Genomic DNA, 18813 nt, shown 5'->3' with positions numbered 1-18813 from the left:
GTTCTTTTTATTATTTAAGTTTATGGAGCACAGCGCATTACAGGCTTTTTACCCGTATCTGGTGTATTTGAATTATCATTTGCCGAGTCGTTACAACCACTCAGCAAAATCGCGCCGATTAATAAAAAATATGAATATTTAAAACAATTTATTCCAGTGCATTGCCTTTTCATGACGATATATAGTCCATTTAAAATCTAAAATGGCTAACATAGAAAAGTACAATGACAGTGACATGACCCAAATATTTCAATCCAGTGAAAAATATGAAAAGTCTATTATTTTCATATTCTGCACCAGATCAAAAATCAGATGAATTTAAGGCTTTAATTGAATATTTTGTAGTTCGCCATCAAAAGTTTCTATGAGACTCTTAATCACTGGCTGTTGCTGTAATAGCTCAGCTGCTCGGTGAAAGGCTTTTTCTTTACGTGCACTTTGAATGGTATAAGGGGTAGATGTATTCAAAGCACCATATTCAACTGTAAATTGAGTATTCGGCCATTGCTCATTTAATGCATCAATAAGGCCTTGTTGTAATTGGGTCAGCATATTTTCATATTCTTGAGGAATATGGAAAATAGTATTGCCACCAATTTCGCCAGTCATCACACCATGTTGAGCAAGTTCTTGAACAGCTGGAGAAAGCTGACTATTTCTAAACCAATATTCCCACTTTTCGAGTGTCCATTCACCTTCTAAAACTTGAGGAGAAATCTTCAAGATATCTTGAGGCATCAATTGACCGTTATCAGTTGCACTAGGCTCTTCTACAACGGCAACTGTTTCAACAACTTCAGCCTGCACCAATGATTGCTGCTCAATAACAGGTTCAGAGGCAAGATCAGGCGTATCTTGGGCCAGCGAAAATTCAGCGCTAGGCGTTTCAAATAAACCCATAGGTTCAGCAGTGAAAGCTGGTTCAGGTTCAATATTTTTAGTTTGTGTTTCTGCTTGCACTTGTACTAACTTTTGTTCTGGTACAGGAATGAAATCTTCCTCTAGAACACTAACAGTCTCTTGAACAACTGCTGAATCAAGCCCAATCAACTCATGATGATTTGGGTCAAATACCATTAAATCCTGATTAGACTGAGGTTCAGGTTCAGGTTCAGGTTCAGGTTCAGGTTCAGGTTCAGGTTCAGGTTCAGGTTCAGGTTCAGGTTCAGGTTCAGGTTCAGGTTCAGGTTCAGGTTCAGGTTCAGGTTCAGGTTCAGGTTCAGGTTCAGGTTCAGGTTCAGGTTCAGGTTCAGGTTCAGGTTCAGGTTCAGGTTCAGGTTCAGGTTCAGGTTCAGGTTCAGGTTCAGGTTCAGGTTCAGGTTCAGGTTCAGGTTCAGGTTCAGGTTCAGGTTCAGGTTCAGGTTCAGGTTCAGGTTCAGGTTCAGGTTCAGGTTCAGGTTCAGGTTCAGGTTCAGGTTCAGGTTCAGGTTCAGGTTCAGGTTCAGGTTCAGGTTCAGGTTCAGGTTCAGGTTCAGGTTCAGGTTCAGGTTCAGGTTCAGGTTCAGGTTCAGGTTCAGGTTCAGGTTCAGGTTCAGGTTCAGGTTCAGGTTCAGGTTCAGGTTCAGGTTCAGGTTCAGGTTCAGGTTCAGGTTCAGGTTCAGGTTCAGGTTCAGGTTCAGGTTCAGGTTCAGGTTCAGGTTCAGGTTCAGGTTCAGGTTCAGGTTCAGGTTCAGGTTCAGGTTCAGGTTCAGGTTCAGGTTCAGGTTCAGGTTCAGGTTCAGGTTCAGGTTCAGGTTCAGGTTCAGGTTCAGGTTCAGGTTCAGGTTCAGGTTCAGGTTCAGGTTCAGGTTCAGGTTCAGGTTCAGGTTCAGGTTCAGGTTCAACCATAGCGGGCTGGTTAATAACTTCAACAGGTTGAACCGTATTTACCGGAGTAATCTCTTGGACTGTTGGCTGAGCTTGTGAATTTAGACCTACTTCTGCTTGTCCATTTTGTTGAACAGGCTCTGACACCACAATTTCATTTGGTGCTAAAGGACGGAATGCCAATAAGCGTAAAACACACATTTCAAAACCTTGCTCTTGCGTTACAGCAAGCTGCAAGTCTGAACGACCTTTACATGCGATTTGGTAATAAAGCTGCAAATCTTGAGCAGAAATCAGCTTAGACAATTGCATGATTTTGCGATTGATTTCATCGCTATATTTCAAACTCAAATCAGGCAAATATTGCAAAATTGCCAATTCATGCAATGTCGAAATCAACTGATCAAGCACCAGTGAAACATCTAACGCTTGATGTCTAAATTGCAATAAAAGCTGACTAACTTTTTCACGTTGGTTTTGATGAATCGCTAAAATCAAATCATAAATGATCGTACGGTCAATTAGACCAAGCATTTCCTTAACATCTTGGTGATGTACTGAACCTTGACCATAAGCAATGGCTTGGTCAGTTAAAGATAATGCATCACGCAGTGAACCTTGAGCAGATTCAGCAATTTGCCAAATTGCATCTTGATCAGCAGTAATCTGTTCTTTTTCAAGAATAGCGCCAAGGTGCTTGGTAATTTCATCGACAGCTAAAGGTCGTAGAGTAAATTGCAAACAACGTGAAATGACTGTAATCGGTAGCTTTTGTGGATCAGTCGTTGCAAACAGAAATTTAACGTGTTCAGGTGGTTCTTCTAGTGTTTTTAATAACGCATTAAAAGAATGCGTCGATAGCATATGTACTTCGTCAATCAGGTAAACTTTAAAACGACCTTGCGTTGGCGCATACGGAACGTTGTCTAAAAGTTCACGCGTATCTTCTACTTTTGTTCTTGAAGCAGCATCGATTTCGATCAGGTCAATAAAACGGCCTTCGTTTACCGCTTTACACGTTGCGCAGACTTCACATGGCGTAGAAGTCACACCCGTTTCACAGTTCAAACACTTGGCTAAAATACGTGCAATTGTAGTTTTACCTACACCACGCGTTCCTGTAAATAAATAAGCATGGTGTAGACGACCGCGTTCCAATGCACTGCTTAATGCACGAGAAACGTGGTTTTGCCCCACTAACTCATTGAAATTACGTGGACGGTATTTTCTAGCAAGTACTTGATACATGTATGCTCCTTGTTACAGGCATAAGCATACTTTGTTTTTAAAAGAGTGTGAACGCATAAAGCTCATATCCGTACAGATAAACTGCGAACTGGCTTCTTTTCTCTACCAGAACCGTTTATTTGTCTATGGATGATCATGGTGTAACTCCTGATCTGTAACCCCCTCATCCATCGTTTGCACGAGCCCCAGACCATCCTTAATTTCAGCCGAATAATTTCCCTTCTCGGTAAAAATCTGCATGATTGTATAATGGTCTTTTTGACTTTGAGTAATAGTAAAGAAATTCTGATTTGGATCGCCCTGATCAAATTTACCGGTCCATCGAACAATATCTTGGTCAACAGGTTCGATCTCTACAATTTTGCCAGTGCGATTAATGCCATATTCCAACATTTGAAACTTAACAGTGTCACCCACTTTTTTAAGTTCAATCACATTTGGATCATATTTAATGACCATACCTTCTGCATTTTTAATTAGTGGAAAATTAACATTAGAAGGCAGTTGATCCTTTTCTATTTCATTAAAAACAATCTGTTGCTGAGACAATCTTTCTTTTTCAGACGGACTTAAATTCAGCATATTTTGACGAGCAAATTCATTCTGATTCTCTGCCATTTTTTGCCCAGCCCCTTGCCCATTTTCTGAAGACGACGTTAAAGCAGAAGAGCTTTGCTGTGAAAAGGCAAACCAGATTAAAACTGCTAACGCCACACAAGCGATAGCAGTTCCTATTAATAATTTATTTTTCTTCATTATTTACGGCTAAAAATAGAGATTAGTTATATAGAGAAATTTTTTGTGCGTTCAGGTTAATGACACTAACCGCATCAATTTTTCCTTCTACACCTAAACGTACACCATATTTAGGGTTATATAGATAGGGACTCGAATAAAAATTAATATTATTACCACCCATTGCTGTACTTCCTAAAGGATGAGCAAAGCCTGAACCAATATTGGTTGAACCATTATGGTAAAGACCAAGATTATGCCCAACTTCATGACGCATAGCAGCGAAAGAACAACCTGCAATATCATTTGCGCCAATCATGTTATATGCAGAAGCATTAATCCAAGCCCAACCACAACCACCGTCACCAGGTTCATTACCTTGATAATAAACTCCGTCTGCCAATACACGTTTACGCTCATTTTGTACCGTGGTGTCATCTCGTCCAGTCGAGATTGCTTCTTTTAAAGTGGTAGCAGGGATTTTATAAGTTAGATAACCTACATCTCTTAAGTAAAAACGTGCATTCGAATTGTCAGCAGTTAAATTCGTTAAGTTCACACCTTCAATCATTCTAAGTTTTGCAGCGCTCTCTCCTAAAATTGAGTTTACCTCTGGGCTAGAAACTAACAACATATCAATTGTATAACTATCTACTGTCCAGCCTTGAGCGGTGTATATAAAACGGCGATTTTCACCATTTTTAATTGCGGTAGACAAGCCATTAGCAGCATTAATATAGGTGTCTGCCGATGCATTTGACACAATAACCACCTTATCCCCGACTTGAGCTTTAGCAGGTAGTTGCAAGGTTGGCTGCCAATTTGATGTAGACAGTTTCACCTTTAAAGTGGGCTGAGTCATATTCGGTAAAGTTGCAGGGATTGTTATTGAATCAATTACCTTTGTAGGTGAAGAGATCAACTGCCAATATCCTTTGTCGCTTACATACATAAACTCATATTGATCGCCTGTTTTAAGCGTTAAAGTCGCTTGGCTATTAATATTGGTATTATTAATTTTTGCAGACCAAGTTGCAGTAGACTTGATAATAATTTTATCTCGATCACTTGCAGTGGTAGGCAAAGTGAAATTGGAAACCCAGTTTCCATCTCCAAATGAAACTTCGGTAAGTGGACTATTAACTGTCGCTAATGACGTTCCAATTTGCTGAACATTTAACTTCTGAGGTTTTATATACTCTGGAACCCATTTTCCTAAAGCAGAATAATATTTGAACCAATATTCAGAGCCATTTTTTAATGTAAAACTGCTCGGGAATAGTAAATTTGTTTTATCAATGTCCGAACTTGCACTTGCTGTAGAAACAACTTGTACGGTTGTTCCATCACGTACATCACTCGGTAATGCAACGGTTTGTGCCCATTTTTCATTTTGAATAAGTACTTTTTGCATAGATGCAGTTGTTAATGGAACGACTTCATAGGTCGCGCCATTGGTAGGACTCACTGTCGCTAACTGAGCAATCCATTTATTTTGACTACTATTAAAGATGAATTGGTAAACATCACCACTATTTATCTTTAAAACCTCTAACGGAATATTGGTATTAGAAGTATCTAAATAACTACTATAGGCAGCACTAGAACGAATTGTAATTTTGTCCAAATTATTAGCGCTTGTGGGTAAAGTGAGGTTTTTGACCCAATTCCCATTTGCTAGATTAAATTCTAAATCTGAATAACCGGATGGAATTGACCCACTATTATTATTCTGATTTGGTGAAAGTACTGTTGCAGCATATACAAGTGAAGACGCAACAATTGCTCCAATAATGAGTGATGTTTTTAATTTAAAATTCACAGCAGCCTCTTTTATTTGTTTTTAGATTTTTCGAATAGCAGGTTAGCAAACCATTTTTACGCAGTCAATTTCACAACAATTAATTTTTCATTAAATTTCAATTACATGAACACTGAATCATTTTGAAATAAAAATATGAACCTTTTTAAACAATAGTTTATTTATGAGAATTAAATAACCAATTTTTAATATGTAGAAAATATTAAAAAGATATTTAAGGATAAAAAGAAAGGTAGTCTCTCTTTTTATCCTTTAGTTTTAATTTACTTTCTTTGGAAAGCTCAGCCAAACAAATACAGTTAAAAGGAAGAAACAAATAGCTGAAATGGTAAGCACCCAACTATGGGCATAGCTAAAAGCTTGCTGCGCAACTGCAATTAATTGTCCTCCCAAAGGATTTTCAAGGTTAGACGCTAATTGCATGGTTTCTCCAATCGAGATACTCGCTTTTTCAATTAAGTCCGTTGGGAGCTGTTCTGGCAAAATAATTGAACGACTATAAAACCAAGATAACATTAACCCAAATATAGCAACGCCCAAACCAGCCCCAAGCTCGTAAGCCATCCCTTCAATGGCGCCTGCTGCACTCGCCTTTTGCGGAGGTACAGATGACATAATCGCAGCAGTTGAAGCTAGTAAGGCAATCTCAATGCTAAAGCCTAAAAAGACCATACACGTCCATGCTAAAAAGTGGTCGGTTGAAAAGTTAAGCTGGGCAAGTCCCCATAGACTAAATCCACTTATTAAAATACCAACAGTAGATACAAGTCTAAGTCCCCACTTATTCAAGCAAATTCCAGCTAATGGACCACCTAAACTAATCGCAATCATAAATGGAATAATAAACATGGCTGCCTGTAATGGAGAAAAACCATGTACAAACTGCAACTCTTGAGACAAGAGTAATTCAAAACCAACCAAAGCAATCATAGAAACAACTGCCATAACAATGCTGGTAGAAATCACTGGATGTTTAAATAACTCCAGATCAATCATTGGCGTCGTAGCTCTTTTTTGGCTTCGGATGAAGTGAATTAAAGTACTTATACCAATTACAAACATCACGATTGTAAGCATCGAGAAGTTGTACATCGCCGATTTGATTGAATAGATCAGGCTTAAAATGGCTACGACCAAAATTAAAGCTTGCCCTAAATTAATTGGCTGATCAGTCTTCTCTTGTTGTTTAGGGATAATCATCACAATCATGACCAGAACCACTAAAATAATCGGGATATTGATAAGGAATACTGCTCCCCAATGGAAATGTTCTAGTACAAAACCACCGACTAATGGACCAAAAGCTGCTCCACCACCACCCACTGTAGACCAAAGACCAAGTGCAAAATTTCTCTGCTTTTCTTCGGTAAAAGCATTACGAATGCCTGATAAAGTGGCAGGAATAAGCATCGCTGCCCCTAGACCTAAAACAGCACGGGAAGCAATTAACGCGTAAGCTGTTGGAGAAAAAGCCGCAGCTAAGGAACCGACTCCAAAAATTGCAGTTCCAATAAATAATAATTTTTTAAAGCCAATACGATCACCCAGTGCACCCATCGGCAAAATCAAACCTGCCATAATCAGTGAATAAATATCAATGACCCATAAAAGCTGATTGGCAGTTAAATTCAATGCTGCACTTAAAGATGGTGTAGCAACATGCATCACCGTTGCATCAATCGTAACTGGTAAATATATAAGGACGATAATTGTCAGGATTAACCATTTTTTTTGCATAACGCTCTTCAATATCCAAAACTTGGACATGTGTTCAAATCATGGTTATTATATACACAATTGGACACTTGTCCAACTTTTAGTTTTAATGTAATTTGTGTCGAATTCAGTCAGGTGAAAGAAACATGGCCTATCTTAATCGCGATCAACGCAGAGAAATGATTCTGCAAGCAGCCATGCAAGTTGCTTTGGCTGAAGGTTTTACAGCCATGACGGTACGCCGAATCGCAACAGAAGCACAAACATCAACCGGACAAGTTCACCACCACTTTTCTTCGGCATCTCATTTAAAAGCTGAAGCTTTTTTAAAGCTTATGGAACAACTTGATGAAATTGAACAAACCCTAAAAACCACTAGCCAATTTCAAAGACTATTCATCTTATTAGGCGCAGAAAACATAGATAAACTTCAGCCCTACTTACGATTATGGAATGAAGCAGAACTCTTAATTGAACAAGATGTTGAAATACGAAAGGCTTATAACCTTGCTATGCAGAATTGGCATCAAACAATTGTGCAGGCCATTGAATCTGGTAAAAAAGAAGGTGAATTTAAAAATATATCTAATTCAACAGACATAGCTTGGCGACTCATTGCTTTTGTGTGCGGATTAGAAGGGATTTATCAACTTGGTTTACACGGTTTAGTTGAAGAAGACTTCAAGCGCCATACCGAAGCAATTATTCGCCTAGAATTATTATAAATATAGAAGCTGGCATTAATTAGAATACCAGCTTTAAAACACTAAAATTAGAACCAGCCTTTACGGCCTTTTAAAATTTGGTCAGTGCAACGTAAGGCTTCTTGAGTCAGCCCCCACAAACGGTAATCACCCGTGATCGAACCAATTTGAAAGTTATGAGTATAGGCAAAACTCAGGTCGCGCTCAGGATCGCACCACGCCCCTGAACCATTGTAACCAATATGTCCAAAGCCATTTTTAGCGCGTTTACCCATGGTAATAATGCGGTGATAGCCTAAACGCCAATTCATCGGAATTGGCATGACACGATCACGTGCATAACTTTGAATGGTACTGAGCTCTTTAAATACTTCTGGGCGAATAAGTTGCTGTCCATCCCATTCACCCTGCTTTGCCAGCATCGCATAAATTTTAGCAAGACTATTTGCAGTAAATGTGCCGTTCGCCGCCGGAATGACTGCTTGCAATCCTTCATCACTAAAGAAACTAAAATGCTTCATTCCTTTTGGAATCATGGCATCTTGAAAGTCTTGAGGGTCTTGTCCAGTCCACGTAATCATTTTTTCAGAAAGTGAACTCTTGCGTACTTGAGGCTTTTTAGGTTTTTCAGCCTGAGTAGTAGATGCTGGTTTTTCTGGTTTTGGTTGAATAATTAAACGTGCTACACGTTCCAGCTCACTTGCAGGCGTACCAAAATAAGCACCGTCTAACTGCAAAGGTTCAACAAGATATTTTTGCATGAGTTGATCTAAAGATTGACCAGTTGCTTTTTCAAGCACGCCACCGACAAGCCAACCAAATGTTAAGGCTTGATAAGCATTACCCTGTCCTGCAAGAAATCTTGGCTTGGTGGCTGCCATCACATCTAACATATGTGACCAGTCGAGCATTTCCCTCGCACTTTCGATGATATTTCGAATATCAAACATACCACTTTGATGGCTCAGCACATGGCGTAAAGTCATTTGCTCTTTACCATTTTGAGCAAACTCAGGCCAATAGGTCGCAATCGGTTTATCGTATTCTAAAAAACCTTCACTGACTAAAATATGCGCCAAGGTTGCAAGTACACCTTTACCTGTAGAGTAGCAAACTGCCAAAGTATCGGGTTGCCAAGCTTCACTTTGTGACTTTAGACCGGTGTAAATATCTACAACTTTCTGGCCTCTAAAATAAACCGCTAATGCAGCTCCACCTTGTCCTGTTCTAGCATCTTGAAGACGGCTAAATTGGTGGGCTAAATCAATAAAACGTTCATCTAAAATACCGTGATAGTTATGGGTATCGGCCAGTAAAATTTCTTTAATCACATGAAGTTCCTTGCATTTTTTGTTATTTTGCTCAAAAGCAGCCCAAACCTCTGTTCAGGCTGCTGATATTTTTATAATGCTTTTACAGTTCCTGCAACATGCGGTTTTTGTGATTTCGCATTACGAATCAAGAAATCAGTCTTTTTATCTGCATTGGCAGTTAAAAACTCAACTTTTGACGGTAAGAACATTGGTAGCTTAAACCACACATCTGCTTCATAAGCATTTGGTAATTCGAGGTTTGCTAGTGCTTTAGCCTTGCTCCACATACCATGTGCAATGGCTTGCTTAAAGCCAAATGCTTTTGCTGTAATAGCATGAATATGAATTAAGTTAAAATCTCCAGACACTTTCGCATAACGGCGACCTGTGTTTTCTAAAATATCCCACTCTGCCTTTGGAACATAAGCTGGCGCTTGTTCTTCTTTGGCTTTCTCACCCACTCTTTTTTCGACTTTTTGACGAGATAAATAAGTCGTTAAGCCTTCCATCACCACTTCATTGCCAACTTTTGCCGTGGTAATAAAGTCAAACTGAACACCTTTATCATGCGGTTTTAGTTCCCCAAATTTGCATGACAAGGTTAGTTTTTCAGTTACACCAATTGGTCTGGTTTGTTTAATCTGGTTACGGATATGAACTAAACCTAAAATTGGAAATGGAAAGGCTTCTGCTGTCATCATGTGCATTTGCAAACTTTGAGAAAGCACAGCCAAATAAATTGCGGGTACAAAGCCATTATTTTGAAAGCCACATACTTCGTTATAAGCTTTAAGATGACTCTGATCAATCTCTAGAGTATCTACTACATATTCAACTTGCGGTAAGATTTTTGGACCTTTCGGCTTTTTAAAAATTAAACCTTGTACCACTTTTGGGTAAGCCAATGCCGCTTTTGGTAGCTGGCTAAAATGACGAGTATTCATACCTAACCTTTTATAATTTATAGATTCTTGAATAAAAAAGGGATGCACAAGCACCCCTTTTTAGCTAAAAGTGCTTAAGCGCCCAACAAGCTTTGACCACATACACGTACAACGTTGCCGTTTACACCTGTAGAAGCAGTTGATGCAAACCATGCAATTGTTTCTGCTACATCAACAGGTAAACCGCCTTGTTGCATTGAGTTCATACGGCGACCAGCTTCACGAATTGCAAATGGAATCGCAGCAGTCATTTGAGTTTCGATAAAGCCAGGTGCTACTGCGTTAATGGTAATACCATTTTTTAAGATAGGTGCAGTAAATTTCACTAGACCAATCACACCTGCTTTAGATGCAGCATAGTTTGTTTGACCAAGGTTACCAGCAATACCACTAATTGATGATACACAAACAATACGGCCATTTGCATTTAGACCATCGTTTTCTAACAAGTAGTCATTCACACGTTCAGCAGCAGACAAGTTAATGTTAATTACCAAGTCCCAAAGCTCAGGCTTCATGTTTGCCAAAGTTTTGTCACGAGTAATACCTGCGTTATGAACGATAATATCTAAACCGCCTTGTTTTGCCGCAGCAGTTTTAATTTTTTCGCCCGCATCAGCAGCCGTAATATCAATTGCCAATGTAGAACCACCAATGTCAGCAGCTACACGGTCAAGGTCAGCTTGTTGTTGTGGTACATCTAAACAAATAACATGAGCGCCATCACGTGCAAGCACATGTGCAATTGCCTCACCAATACCACGGCTCGCACCAGTGACTAATGCAGTTTTACCAGCAAGCGGTTTTGCCCAATCAACATCAACCACATCTGCTTTAGACACACGAACAACTTGACCAGACACATAAGCTGAACGTGGAGAAAGCAAGAAACGTAAAGTTGATTCAAGGTTTGCAGCAGCACCTTCATCAACATAGACAACTTGAGCAGTAATACCCTTTTTAAATTCTTTACCTACAGATTTGATAAAGCCTTCAAGTGCACGCTGAGCAATCGCTTGTTTTACAGTTTTTGCAGTTTCAGGAGTTGTACCAATCACAATCACTCGACCAGAAGTCGCAACTTGACGTGCAATCGGGTTAAAAAATTTATAAAGTTCGTTTAACTGTTCTGAGTTTTGAATACCAGAAGCATCAAATACAACTGCTTTGAATTTTGATTCTTTGTCGCCTGCATTAAATGGTCGTAAATTTAAACCAACTTTTGCAGCTTCTTGTTGTAATGCAACATTATTGCCTACATAGCTGTCAGCATGAATATTGCTAAGTACTTGTGCAATCGCACCAGACAATACACTTGACGGCGCTGCGCCAACCAATACTGCACCATTCACTACTGGCTGAGCACTTTCAAAACGCTCTAATGCAACTGGCGATGGTAAACCCAGATTTTTAACAACAAATTTACCAATAGGAGATTGTGTAAATGCTTGGTATTGATCAGTCATGATTATTATCTCTCAAAGAAATGAATTTTCTACGACAGGCTTCATTATGTTATGAGATGAATAGCAACAATATGAAATCAGTCGTTCATTAGAGTTACTCCAAATCATACTTGAGTTCATCTTTGGATGTCTTGACCTGAATGCTATCTACAATGTCATTCTAGTCAATACAGGTCTATTTGAATTGTGTTAATGTAGCTTATAAGAATATCGTTAATATGCTTGGAAAAGCCTTATGAGCAAGACAACTCAAGAAAATCCAGCAGTCGAGAATTCTGCTGAGGAAAAAGTGTCAAATACATCAAAGCCGGCTTCTAACACGGCTAAGCGTAACAACACAGCTCCTAAAGCAGCAACTAATACTCCAAAAACGACACGTACTCGTTCAACGACTGCACCTGCACGTAGCCCTCGTAATAAGAGCGCTGCTACAGCAACCCCATCTACATCTTCAAATGTAGCTGCAGCACCAAAAGCAACAAAAACCAAAACTTCTGTTCAACAGGATAAAACCATGAGCCAAAACACTGTTCGCCGCGTTGCAATTATTGGTGGCAACCGTATTCCATTTGCACGTTCAAATACTGCTTATTTTAAAGCGTCTAATTCTGACATGCTGACAGCAGCATTGAATGGTTTGGTTGAGCGTTTTAACTTACAAGGTAAGCGTATTGGTGAAGTCGTTGCAGGTGCTGTTTTAAAACATAGCCGTGACTTCAACATGACTCGTGAAGTTGTATTGAGCACAGATCTTGCTCCTGAAACTCCTGCTTATGACATTCAAATTGCTTGTGGTACAGGTTTACAAGCAGCTTTTGTTGTTGCAAACAAAATTGCACTTGGTCAAATCGATGTAGGTATCGCAGGTGGTGTAGACACAACTTCTGACGCACCGATTGCTGTAGGTGATGGCTTACGTAAAGTTTTACTTGAGCTCAATGTTGCTAAGACTGGTAAAGACCGTCTTAAAGCATTAACAAAAATTGATTTTAAAAAGCTTCTTGATGCACCAAGCAATGGTGAACCACGTACTGGCCTTTCAATGGGTGAGCACCAAGCAATTACTGCTTTAGAATGGGGTATCACTCGCGAAGCGCAAGACGAGTTAGCTGCAAGCAGCCATCAAAAGCTTGCTGCTGCTTATGAACGTGGTTTCTTTGACGACTTAATCACTCCATTCTTAGGTCTTAACCGTGACAACAACTTACGTGCAGACAGCACAGTTGAAAAACTAGCTAAATTAAAACCAGTTTTCGGTAAAGGTGAAACTGCGACAATGACAGCTGGTAACTCAACTCCGTTGACTGACGGTGCTTCTGTTGTATTACTTGCTTCTGAAGAATGGGCAAAAGAAAACGGTCATGAAGTTTTAGCTTACCTTTCTTTCTCTGAAACAGCAGCTGTTGACTTTATTGGTAAGAACGGTCCTAAAGAAGGTTTGTTAATGGCTCCTGCTTATGCAGTACCTCGTATGCTTAAGCGTGCAAACCTTAAACTTCAAGATTTCGATTTCTACGAAATTCATGAAGCATTTGCATCTCAAGTGTTGTCTACATTGAAAGCTTGGGAAGATGAAAAATTCTGTAAAGAACGTCTTGGTTTAGATGCACCTTTAGGTTCAATTGACCGTTCTAAACTGAACGTAAATGGTTCATCTTTAGGTGCAGGTCATCCATTTGCTGCAACTGGTGGTCGTATCTTGGCAACTGCTGCTAAATTGATTAATCAAAAAGGTTCAGGCCGCGCATTAATCTCGATCTGTACAGCAGGTGGTGAAGGCGTTGTAGCAATCGTAGAGAAATAATTTTACGATTCACCTTTAAAAAAAAGCACCCATCAGGGTGCTTTTTTAGTTTAACAACTTAATTTTTAATGAAGTGATGCAGCTTTAGCATCAGGGAAAAATTTGTCTTCGATATGGTCATAACACCACTGGAAAATAAAGGTATAAACCAAAATACATAAGGTTAAACCAATATCTAAAATAAGTGCATCAATGACACTCATCTGGAGCATATATGCAATCATCGGTACTGTTGCAATCAACAAGCCACCTTCAAAACCAATTGCATGTAAAATCCGTACAGGGATCGTTCTTTCCCAATTATATTTATGCTCTACTTTTTCGAAATAGTGGTTAAAAATCATATTCCAGAAAACTGAAACCACTGCCATAAACACACCGAGTGTTCCGGTTACATCCATTGGCATATCAAAAATAAAACTTAATGCAATCGCAATGATGACCAATAAAATTCCTTCATAACTGATTGCATGAATGAGCCTTCTCTTGGAAATCAACATTTTTAAATACTCAATAATAACTTGGATAATGTGCATTTTATTTTTATAATATTGATTAATCCAATCAGGTTCTTTCAGTTTTTTTGACAGATGAATATTAATCAAGAACAACTACTCATGTTTCAGGCCGTGATTGAAACCGGCTCTTTTTCTGCAGCAGCACGTAAACTTGGAAAAGTTCCTTCGGCTGTAAGCATGTCTATTGCCAACTTAGAAATTGATCTGAACCTGACTTTATTTGACCGTAAAGGCCGTGAACCCATCCCTACTGACGAAGCACGGGTGTTATACGAAAAGACATCTCAGCTTTTAATTGAGATGAATCAATGGAAACAGCATGCTCACGCGTTAAGTACAGGGTTAGAAGCCAATTTAACTCTTGTGATTGTCTCTGAACTTTTACACACCAATTGGACCGACTATATTTGTCTTTTAGAAAGTCGTTTTCCAGACTTACAAATTAATATTGTGTCTGCCCCTCAAGAAGATGCACTTCAAATGTTATTAGATGGATCTGCCCAACTTGCACTCATGTTTGAACGCGAACACCTAGATAACAGAGAACAATTTGTAGAACTTAAACGTGAGGCTCTAATTCCGGTTATTTCAAATAGCCATCCCCTCGCAAGTCAAAATCAGGTTTCTTATGAACAAATCCTTACTACACGACAAATTGTAGTTGCAAGCCGAGATGAGACTTTAAAACCTGAATTGCTATTTTCGAAACATTACTGGCGCACAGACAACCACCACTCTGCTTGTTTAATGATTTTACGCAATCTAGGTTGGGGTGTTCTTCCTCAAGAAATGTTTAAAGAAAACCCCGAACTAAAAAACAAGCTTAAAGTATTGGATTTATTAGATTTCACTCCAAGATTTGAATATTACGTCGACTTAGTGTGGAGCCGTGAAAGTGAACTCGGTGCGGCTGCCAGATTTCTAATTGAATATATCCGTAAGCAACGAATGCAACAGGTTCCTTAAAATTATTTCAATTGAGATGCAGAACCTAAACGTTTTTCTTTGAAATATAACAATTGATATATCGACAGCATGAATAGACTTTGTGCTATAAAAGAAAACATAAGATTTATTACTGAAGATGTTGAATATCAATGACTCATACAGCACTTGACCAATTAAAAACATTAACGACCGTTGTTGCCGATAGTAGTGACCTTGATGCAATTCGTAAATTTCGTCCATTAGACGCGACGACAAACCCTTCATTGATTACGGCAGCAGCAGAACAACCTGAAAGTAAAGAGCTGATTGAAGATGCTTATTATCAAGCCAAAGAAGAAGGCTATAGCAACGATGAGTTAATCGAAAGAACCATTGATATTTTGACTGTAAAATTTGGCGTAGAAATTTTAAAACTCATTGAAGGCCGAGTTTCTACAGAAGTTGATGCTGCCCTTTCATATGACACTGAAGCCACCATTCAAAAAGCACATGAATTATGTGAACTTTACAAAGGTTATGGTATTGATCAGTCACGTATTCTGATTAAAATCGCGTCAACTTGGGAAGGTATTCAAGCTGCTAAAGTACTTGAAGCTGAAGGGATTGCTTGTAATCTCACTCTCCTTTTCGGTTTGCATCAAGCTCAAGCTTGTGCAGATGCTAAAGTAACTTTAATTTCACCATTTGTAGGCCGTATTTTAGACTGGTACAAAAAAGCTGAAGGCGTAGATGCTTACCCAATCGAAAAAGACCCGGGTGTGGTTTCAGTTAAGAAAATCTACACTTACTACAAACAGCAAAATATTCCAACTCAAGTGATGGGTGCGAGCTTCCGTAGCATTGATCAAGTGCTTGGACTTGCAGGATGTGATTTGCTAACGATCTCTCCGGGCTTACTTACTCAGCTTGAGCAAGATACACGTACAGTTGATGCAGCTCTTGATGCGACTAAATCAAAGCAAGCAGAGGCTATTGTTAGACCAGCTCAAAATGAACAAAGTTTTAAAGATGAACTTAATCATGACTTAATGGCATTCCAACTTTTACAAGGTGGTGTTGATGGCTTTATTAAAGCCCGTGACCAATTAAGTTTTTTATTACGTCAATCTTTTGGAATTGATGCGGAAATTAAACCTTAAAAAACTGCACTTTTCATACAAAATTGCCGATTTTTGTTATCATGACAAAAATCGGTTTTTTATTGGGTTTCTCGTGTTCGGCATAACAGATTTAACAACATATATTATTGGTACATTCCTAATTGTGTTATTGCCAGGACCCAATTCTCTTTATGTGATGTCAATCGCTTCGCGCTACGGGATTAAAACCGGATATATGGGTGCATTCGGTATTTTCACCGGTGACCTTATTTTAATGCTGTGTACAGTGCTTGGTGCTGCGTCTTTACTTAAAGCATTCCCATGGGTATTTGTCATTCTTAAATTAACAGGTGCACTTTATTTATCTTATTTAGGCTTTAAACTGTTACAAGGCAGTATTCAACGCTGGAAACAACGTAATCAAACTCAACCAGAAATGGCTGATTTACCTGCTTTAGATAAAGTTCATCCTTATAAAACAGCACTCAGTATTAGTTTACTCAATCCTAAAGCGATTTTATTTTTCCTCTCTTTCTTTGTTCAATTTGTTGAGCCAGATTATGCTTATCCTGCTCTGAGCTTTTTAATTTTAGCGATTATTTTACAGATCATTAGTTTTAGTTATTTAACTGCATTAATCTTCTCTGGAATTAAACTCTCGGCATTTTTTAAAGAAAACCATAAAATTGCAGCAAGCGGAATCTTTTTAGTCGGAATTCTATTTTTCGGATTTGGTTTAAAACTAGCAACCTCAACGATTTAATTATTTTTACTCTAATAAGCTTTTGCATTAGAAAGTTAAAACATCATGAACTGCTAAAAGTCCAGCATGCCATCTGTTTTAACTTCATTAAGTACAAAAAAAGTTCTGACTTGTCTTACTCCGGGTAAGGCAATAATCTTTTCACTATGAAATCGGTTAAACGCAGCTAAATCTTTAACACGAATTTTTAGAAAATAATCGACTTCTCCCGCCACCAGATAACACTCTAAAACATTTTCCAAATCACCCGACGCTTGTTCAAATGCTTGAAAGCTGTCAGGAGTTGAACGGTCCAAAACCACACCAACTAACACCACAGTACCACGTTGAACCGTATTGGGATTGATCCGAGCACGGACATCCAAGATTGCTCCAATCTTAAAAAGACGCTGAGTATGATTCCAACAAGATGATGTACTAATACCTACAAGTTTAGCCAATTCAGCATTACTTAAACGCCCATTTTCCTGTAAGGCACGCATAATTTTCAGTTCTAGTGGAGTTAAATTTTCAGCTTTCTCATCCATAAAATAATATTCTTGATTCATTGTTATTTATGGAACGAATAATAGCATTATTTAAGAATTTAAAAATATTATTTATTTTTTAACCTAAAAATAGAAAGCACCTTCTTAAAAAAAATTGTTAAATTCACCCCAACTGGAAGCAATGGCAGAAGCCTATTAATTTTTCTTGGATTTAGAATACGTATCATGCAAAAAATTCTTCAAGATTTTTCAATTCCAGCAGTATTTGCTGGTTTTATTACCTTTCTCATTGGTATTAGTGTTTCGGCCGTTTTAGTGATTCAGGCGGCTCAAGCTTTAGGTGCTTCACCTGAACAAATCACTTCATGGTTTTGGGCTTTGGGTTTGGGTATTGGCTTATCAGGACTCATTCTTTCTTGGAAATTTAAATATCCTGTAGCGACGGCATGGTCAACCGCTGGTCTTGCTTTAATTATGGCAACTGGCGGTGGATATAGCATAAATGAAGCAATTGGTGCTTTTTTAGTGGTTGGTGTACTGACAGCGATTTTAGGTTTTTCAGGAATTTTCCAAAAAGCGCTGTCATACATCCCTCAAAGTTTAACAAGTGCCATGCTGGCAGGCGTCCTACTCAAATTTGGTATTTCACTTTTCGCAAGTTTACAAAATGATTGGGCATTTGTTTTGTCCTTACTTAGCATTTATGTCATTACAAAAAGATTATGGCCGCGTTATAGCATTGTATTTACCGTAATTGCAGGTATAGCCCTGTGCCCTGTCTTTTTAGAATTTCATATGCCTACAATTCAGTGGTCTTTAGCAAAACCTGTTTGGATTAGTCCTGACTTTAGCTGGTCAGCACTTTTGGGCTTAGCACTGCCACTGTTTGTGATTAGTATGGCTTCTCAATATTTACCGGGCATTGCCATGATCAAAAGTTATGGCTACAAACCACACGTGAATCAACTCATTGGCTGGACAGGTTTAACCCAAGTTGTGCTTGCACCGTTTGGCTGTTATAGCGTAAATATTGCTGCGATTAGTGCTGCCGTAAGCTTAGATGACCAAGTTCATCCTGACCCAAGCAAACGCTATATTGCAGGTATAAGCTGCGGTTTTTTCTACATCTTAATGGGTTTGTTTGCTGCAACACTCACAAGTTTATTGATGTCTTTTCCACATATTTTTATTGTAGCTTTAGCGGGTATTGCATTACTTGGTACGATCAGCCACAACATTGCGATTGCTTTTGCTCAAATGGAAGAACGTGAAGCTGCATTATTTACCTTTTTATGTAGTGCTTCGGGTATTCAATTCTTCGGGATCGGCTCAGCATTTTGGGGATTGGTGGTCGGAATTATTGTATTTATTATTCTCAAATTTAAAGCCAAAAAAAGCTAATAAAAAAGCGTTCATAGCTCCCTATTTTCAATGCTAT

Annotated in this window: 16 protein-coding genes; 6 read left to right on the top strand and 10 right to left on the bottom strand. The window is 38.7% G+C overall.

Annotated features, from left to right (window positions below):
- Positions 1-20 precede the first annotated feature (20 nt).
- The 5 genes from AW165_RS19685 to amvA all read right to left on the bottom strand — a co-directional run bounded on the left by AW165_RS19685 (position 21) and on the right by amvA (position 7348).
- Entirely contained in the window at positions 21-173 is a 153-nt protein-coding gene (locus AW165_RS19685) for a hypothetical protein (RefSeq protein ID WP_155393323.1), read from the bottom strand.
- A 145-nt stretch (positions 174-318) separates the two neighbouring features.
- Positions 319-3054, bottom strand: coding sequence for a DNA polymerase III subunit gamma/tau (dnaX, locus tag AW165_RS20195; RefSeq protein ID WP_171254259.1), 2736 nt, complete (start codon positions 3052-3054; stop codon positions 319-321).
- A gap of 123 nt (positions 3055-3177) precedes the next feature.
- Complete coding sequence (gene cpaB / locus AW165_RS17515) at positions 3178-3810, bottom strand: metalloprotease secretion chaperone CpaB (RefSeq protein ID WP_060466586.1); 633 nt, start codon at positions 3808-3810, stop codon at positions 3178-3180.
- Positions 3811-3832: 22 nt separating this feature from the next.
- Positions 3833-5611, bottom strand: coding sequence for a metalloendopeptidase CpaA (gene cpaA / locus AW165_RS17510; RefSeq protein ID WP_060466585.1), 1779 nt, complete (start codon positions 5609-5611; stop codon positions 3833-3835).
- A 258-nt stretch (positions 5612-5869) separates the two neighbouring features.
- Positions 5870-7348: a multidrug efflux MFS transporter AmvA gene (amvA, locus tag AW165_RS17505; protein WP_060466584.1), complete on the bottom strand. Its 1479-nt coding sequence runs from the start codon at positions 7346-7348 to the stop codon at positions 5870-5872.
- A 125-nt stretch (positions 7349-7473) separates the two neighbouring features.
- Here amvA and AW165_RS17500 point away from each other — a divergent pair, with 125 nt between their 5' ends.
- Complete coding sequence (locus AW165_RS17500; RefSeq protein ID WP_060466583.1) at positions 7474-8052, top strand: TetR family transcriptional regulator; 579 nt, start codon at positions 7474-7476, stop codon at positions 8050-8052.
- Between the two features lie 47 nt (positions 8053-8099).
- Here AW165_RS17500 and AW165_RS17495 read toward each other — a convergent pair whose 3' ends face one another.
- The 3 genes from AW165_RS17495 to AW165_RS17485 all read right to left on the bottom strand — a co-directional run bounded on the left by AW165_RS17495 (position 8100) and on the right by AW165_RS17485 (position 11754).
- A complete protein-coding gene (locus tag AW165_RS17495) occupies positions 8100-9362 on the bottom strand; it encodes a serine hydrolase domain-containing protein (RefSeq protein ID WP_060466582.1) in 1263 nt (420 codons plus the stop codon).
- Between the two features lie 71 nt (positions 9363-9433).
- Positions 9434-10288, bottom strand: a complete 855-nt coding sequence (locus AW165_RS17490) for a MaoC family dehydratase (RefSeq protein ID WP_005306450.1) — start codon at positions 10286-10288, stop codon at positions 9434-9436.
- Positions 10289-10362: 74 nt separating this feature from the next.
- Positions 10363-11754: a 3-oxoacyl-ACP reductase gene (locus AW165_RS17485; protein WP_060466581.1), complete on the bottom strand. Its 1392-nt coding sequence runs from the start codon at positions 11752-11754 to the stop codon at positions 10363-10365.
- 235 nt (positions 11755-11989) lie between these two features.
- Here AW165_RS17485 and AW165_RS17480 point away from each other — a divergent pair, with 235 nt between their 5' ends.
- On the top strand, positions 11990-13558 hold the full coding sequence (locus AW165_RS17480) for an acetyl-CoA C-acetyltransferase (RefSeq protein WP_060466580.1): 1569 nt from the start codon (positions 11990-11992) through the stop codon (positions 13556-13558).
- A 65-nt stretch (positions 13559-13623) separates the two neighbouring features.
- Here AW165_RS17480 and aceI read toward each other — a convergent pair whose 3' ends face one another.
- Positions 13624-14058, bottom strand: a complete 435-nt coding sequence (gene aceI / locus AW165_RS17475) for a chlorhexidine efflux PACE transporter AceI (RefSeq protein WP_005073799.1) — start codon at positions 14056-14058, stop codon at positions 13624-13626.
- Between the two features lie 90 nt (positions 14059-14148).
- On the opposite strand from aceI, the gene AW165_RS17470 reads away from it, so the two are divergent.
- The 3 genes from AW165_RS17470 (at position 14149) to leuE (ending at position 16887) form a co-directional block, all read left to right on the top strand.
- The gene (locus AW165_RS17470) at positions 14149-15042 is read left to right on the top strand and encodes a LysR family transcriptional regulator (RefSeq protein ID WP_060466579.1); all 894 of its coding nucleotides are present in this window, start codon (positions 14149-14151) and stop codon (positions 15040-15042) included.
- Between the two features lie 131 nt (positions 15043-15173).
- The gene (gene tal / locus AW165_RS17465; RefSeq protein ID WP_060466578.1) at positions 15174-16163 is read left to right on the top strand and encodes a transaldolase; all 990 of its coding nucleotides are present in this window, start codon (positions 15174-15176) and stop codon (positions 16161-16163) included.
- Positions 16164-16236: 73 nt separating this feature from the next.
- Positions 16237-16887 carry a leucine efflux protein LeuE gene (leuE, locus tag AW165_RS17460; protein WP_016803130.1) on the top strand — a complete coding sequence of 217 codons (651 nt, stop codon included), beginning with the start codon at positions 16237-16239 and terminating at the stop codon, positions 16885-16887.
- A 53-nt stretch (positions 16888-16940) separates the two neighbouring features.
- On the opposite strand, the gene AW165_RS17455 is transcribed toward leuE, so the two are convergent.
- Positions 16941-17414 (bottom strand): Lrp/AsnC family transcriptional regulator, encoded by a 474-nt coding sequence (locus tag AW165_RS17455; protein WP_002115169.1) that lies wholly within the window; start codon positions 17412-17414, stop codon positions 16941-16943.
- A gap of 186 nt (positions 17415-17600) precedes the next feature.
- On the opposite strand from AW165_RS17455, the gene AW165_RS17450 reads away from it, so the two are divergent.
- Positions 17601-18776 (top strand): benzoate/H(+) symporter BenE family transporter, encoded by a 1176-nt coding sequence (locus AW165_RS17450; RefSeq protein WP_060466577.1) that lies wholly within the window; start codon positions 17601-17603, stop codon positions 18774-18776.
- Positions 18777-18813 lie beyond the last annotated feature (37 nt).

The organism is Acinetobacter sp. LMB-5, from assembly GCF_001541635.1.
GTDB classification, from domain to species: domain Bacteria; phylum Pseudomonadota; class Gammaproteobacteria; order Pseudomonadales; family Moraxellaceae; genus Acinetobacter; species Acinetobacter pittii.
This window is presented reverse-complemented; position numbering and strand designations above follow the sequence as displayed.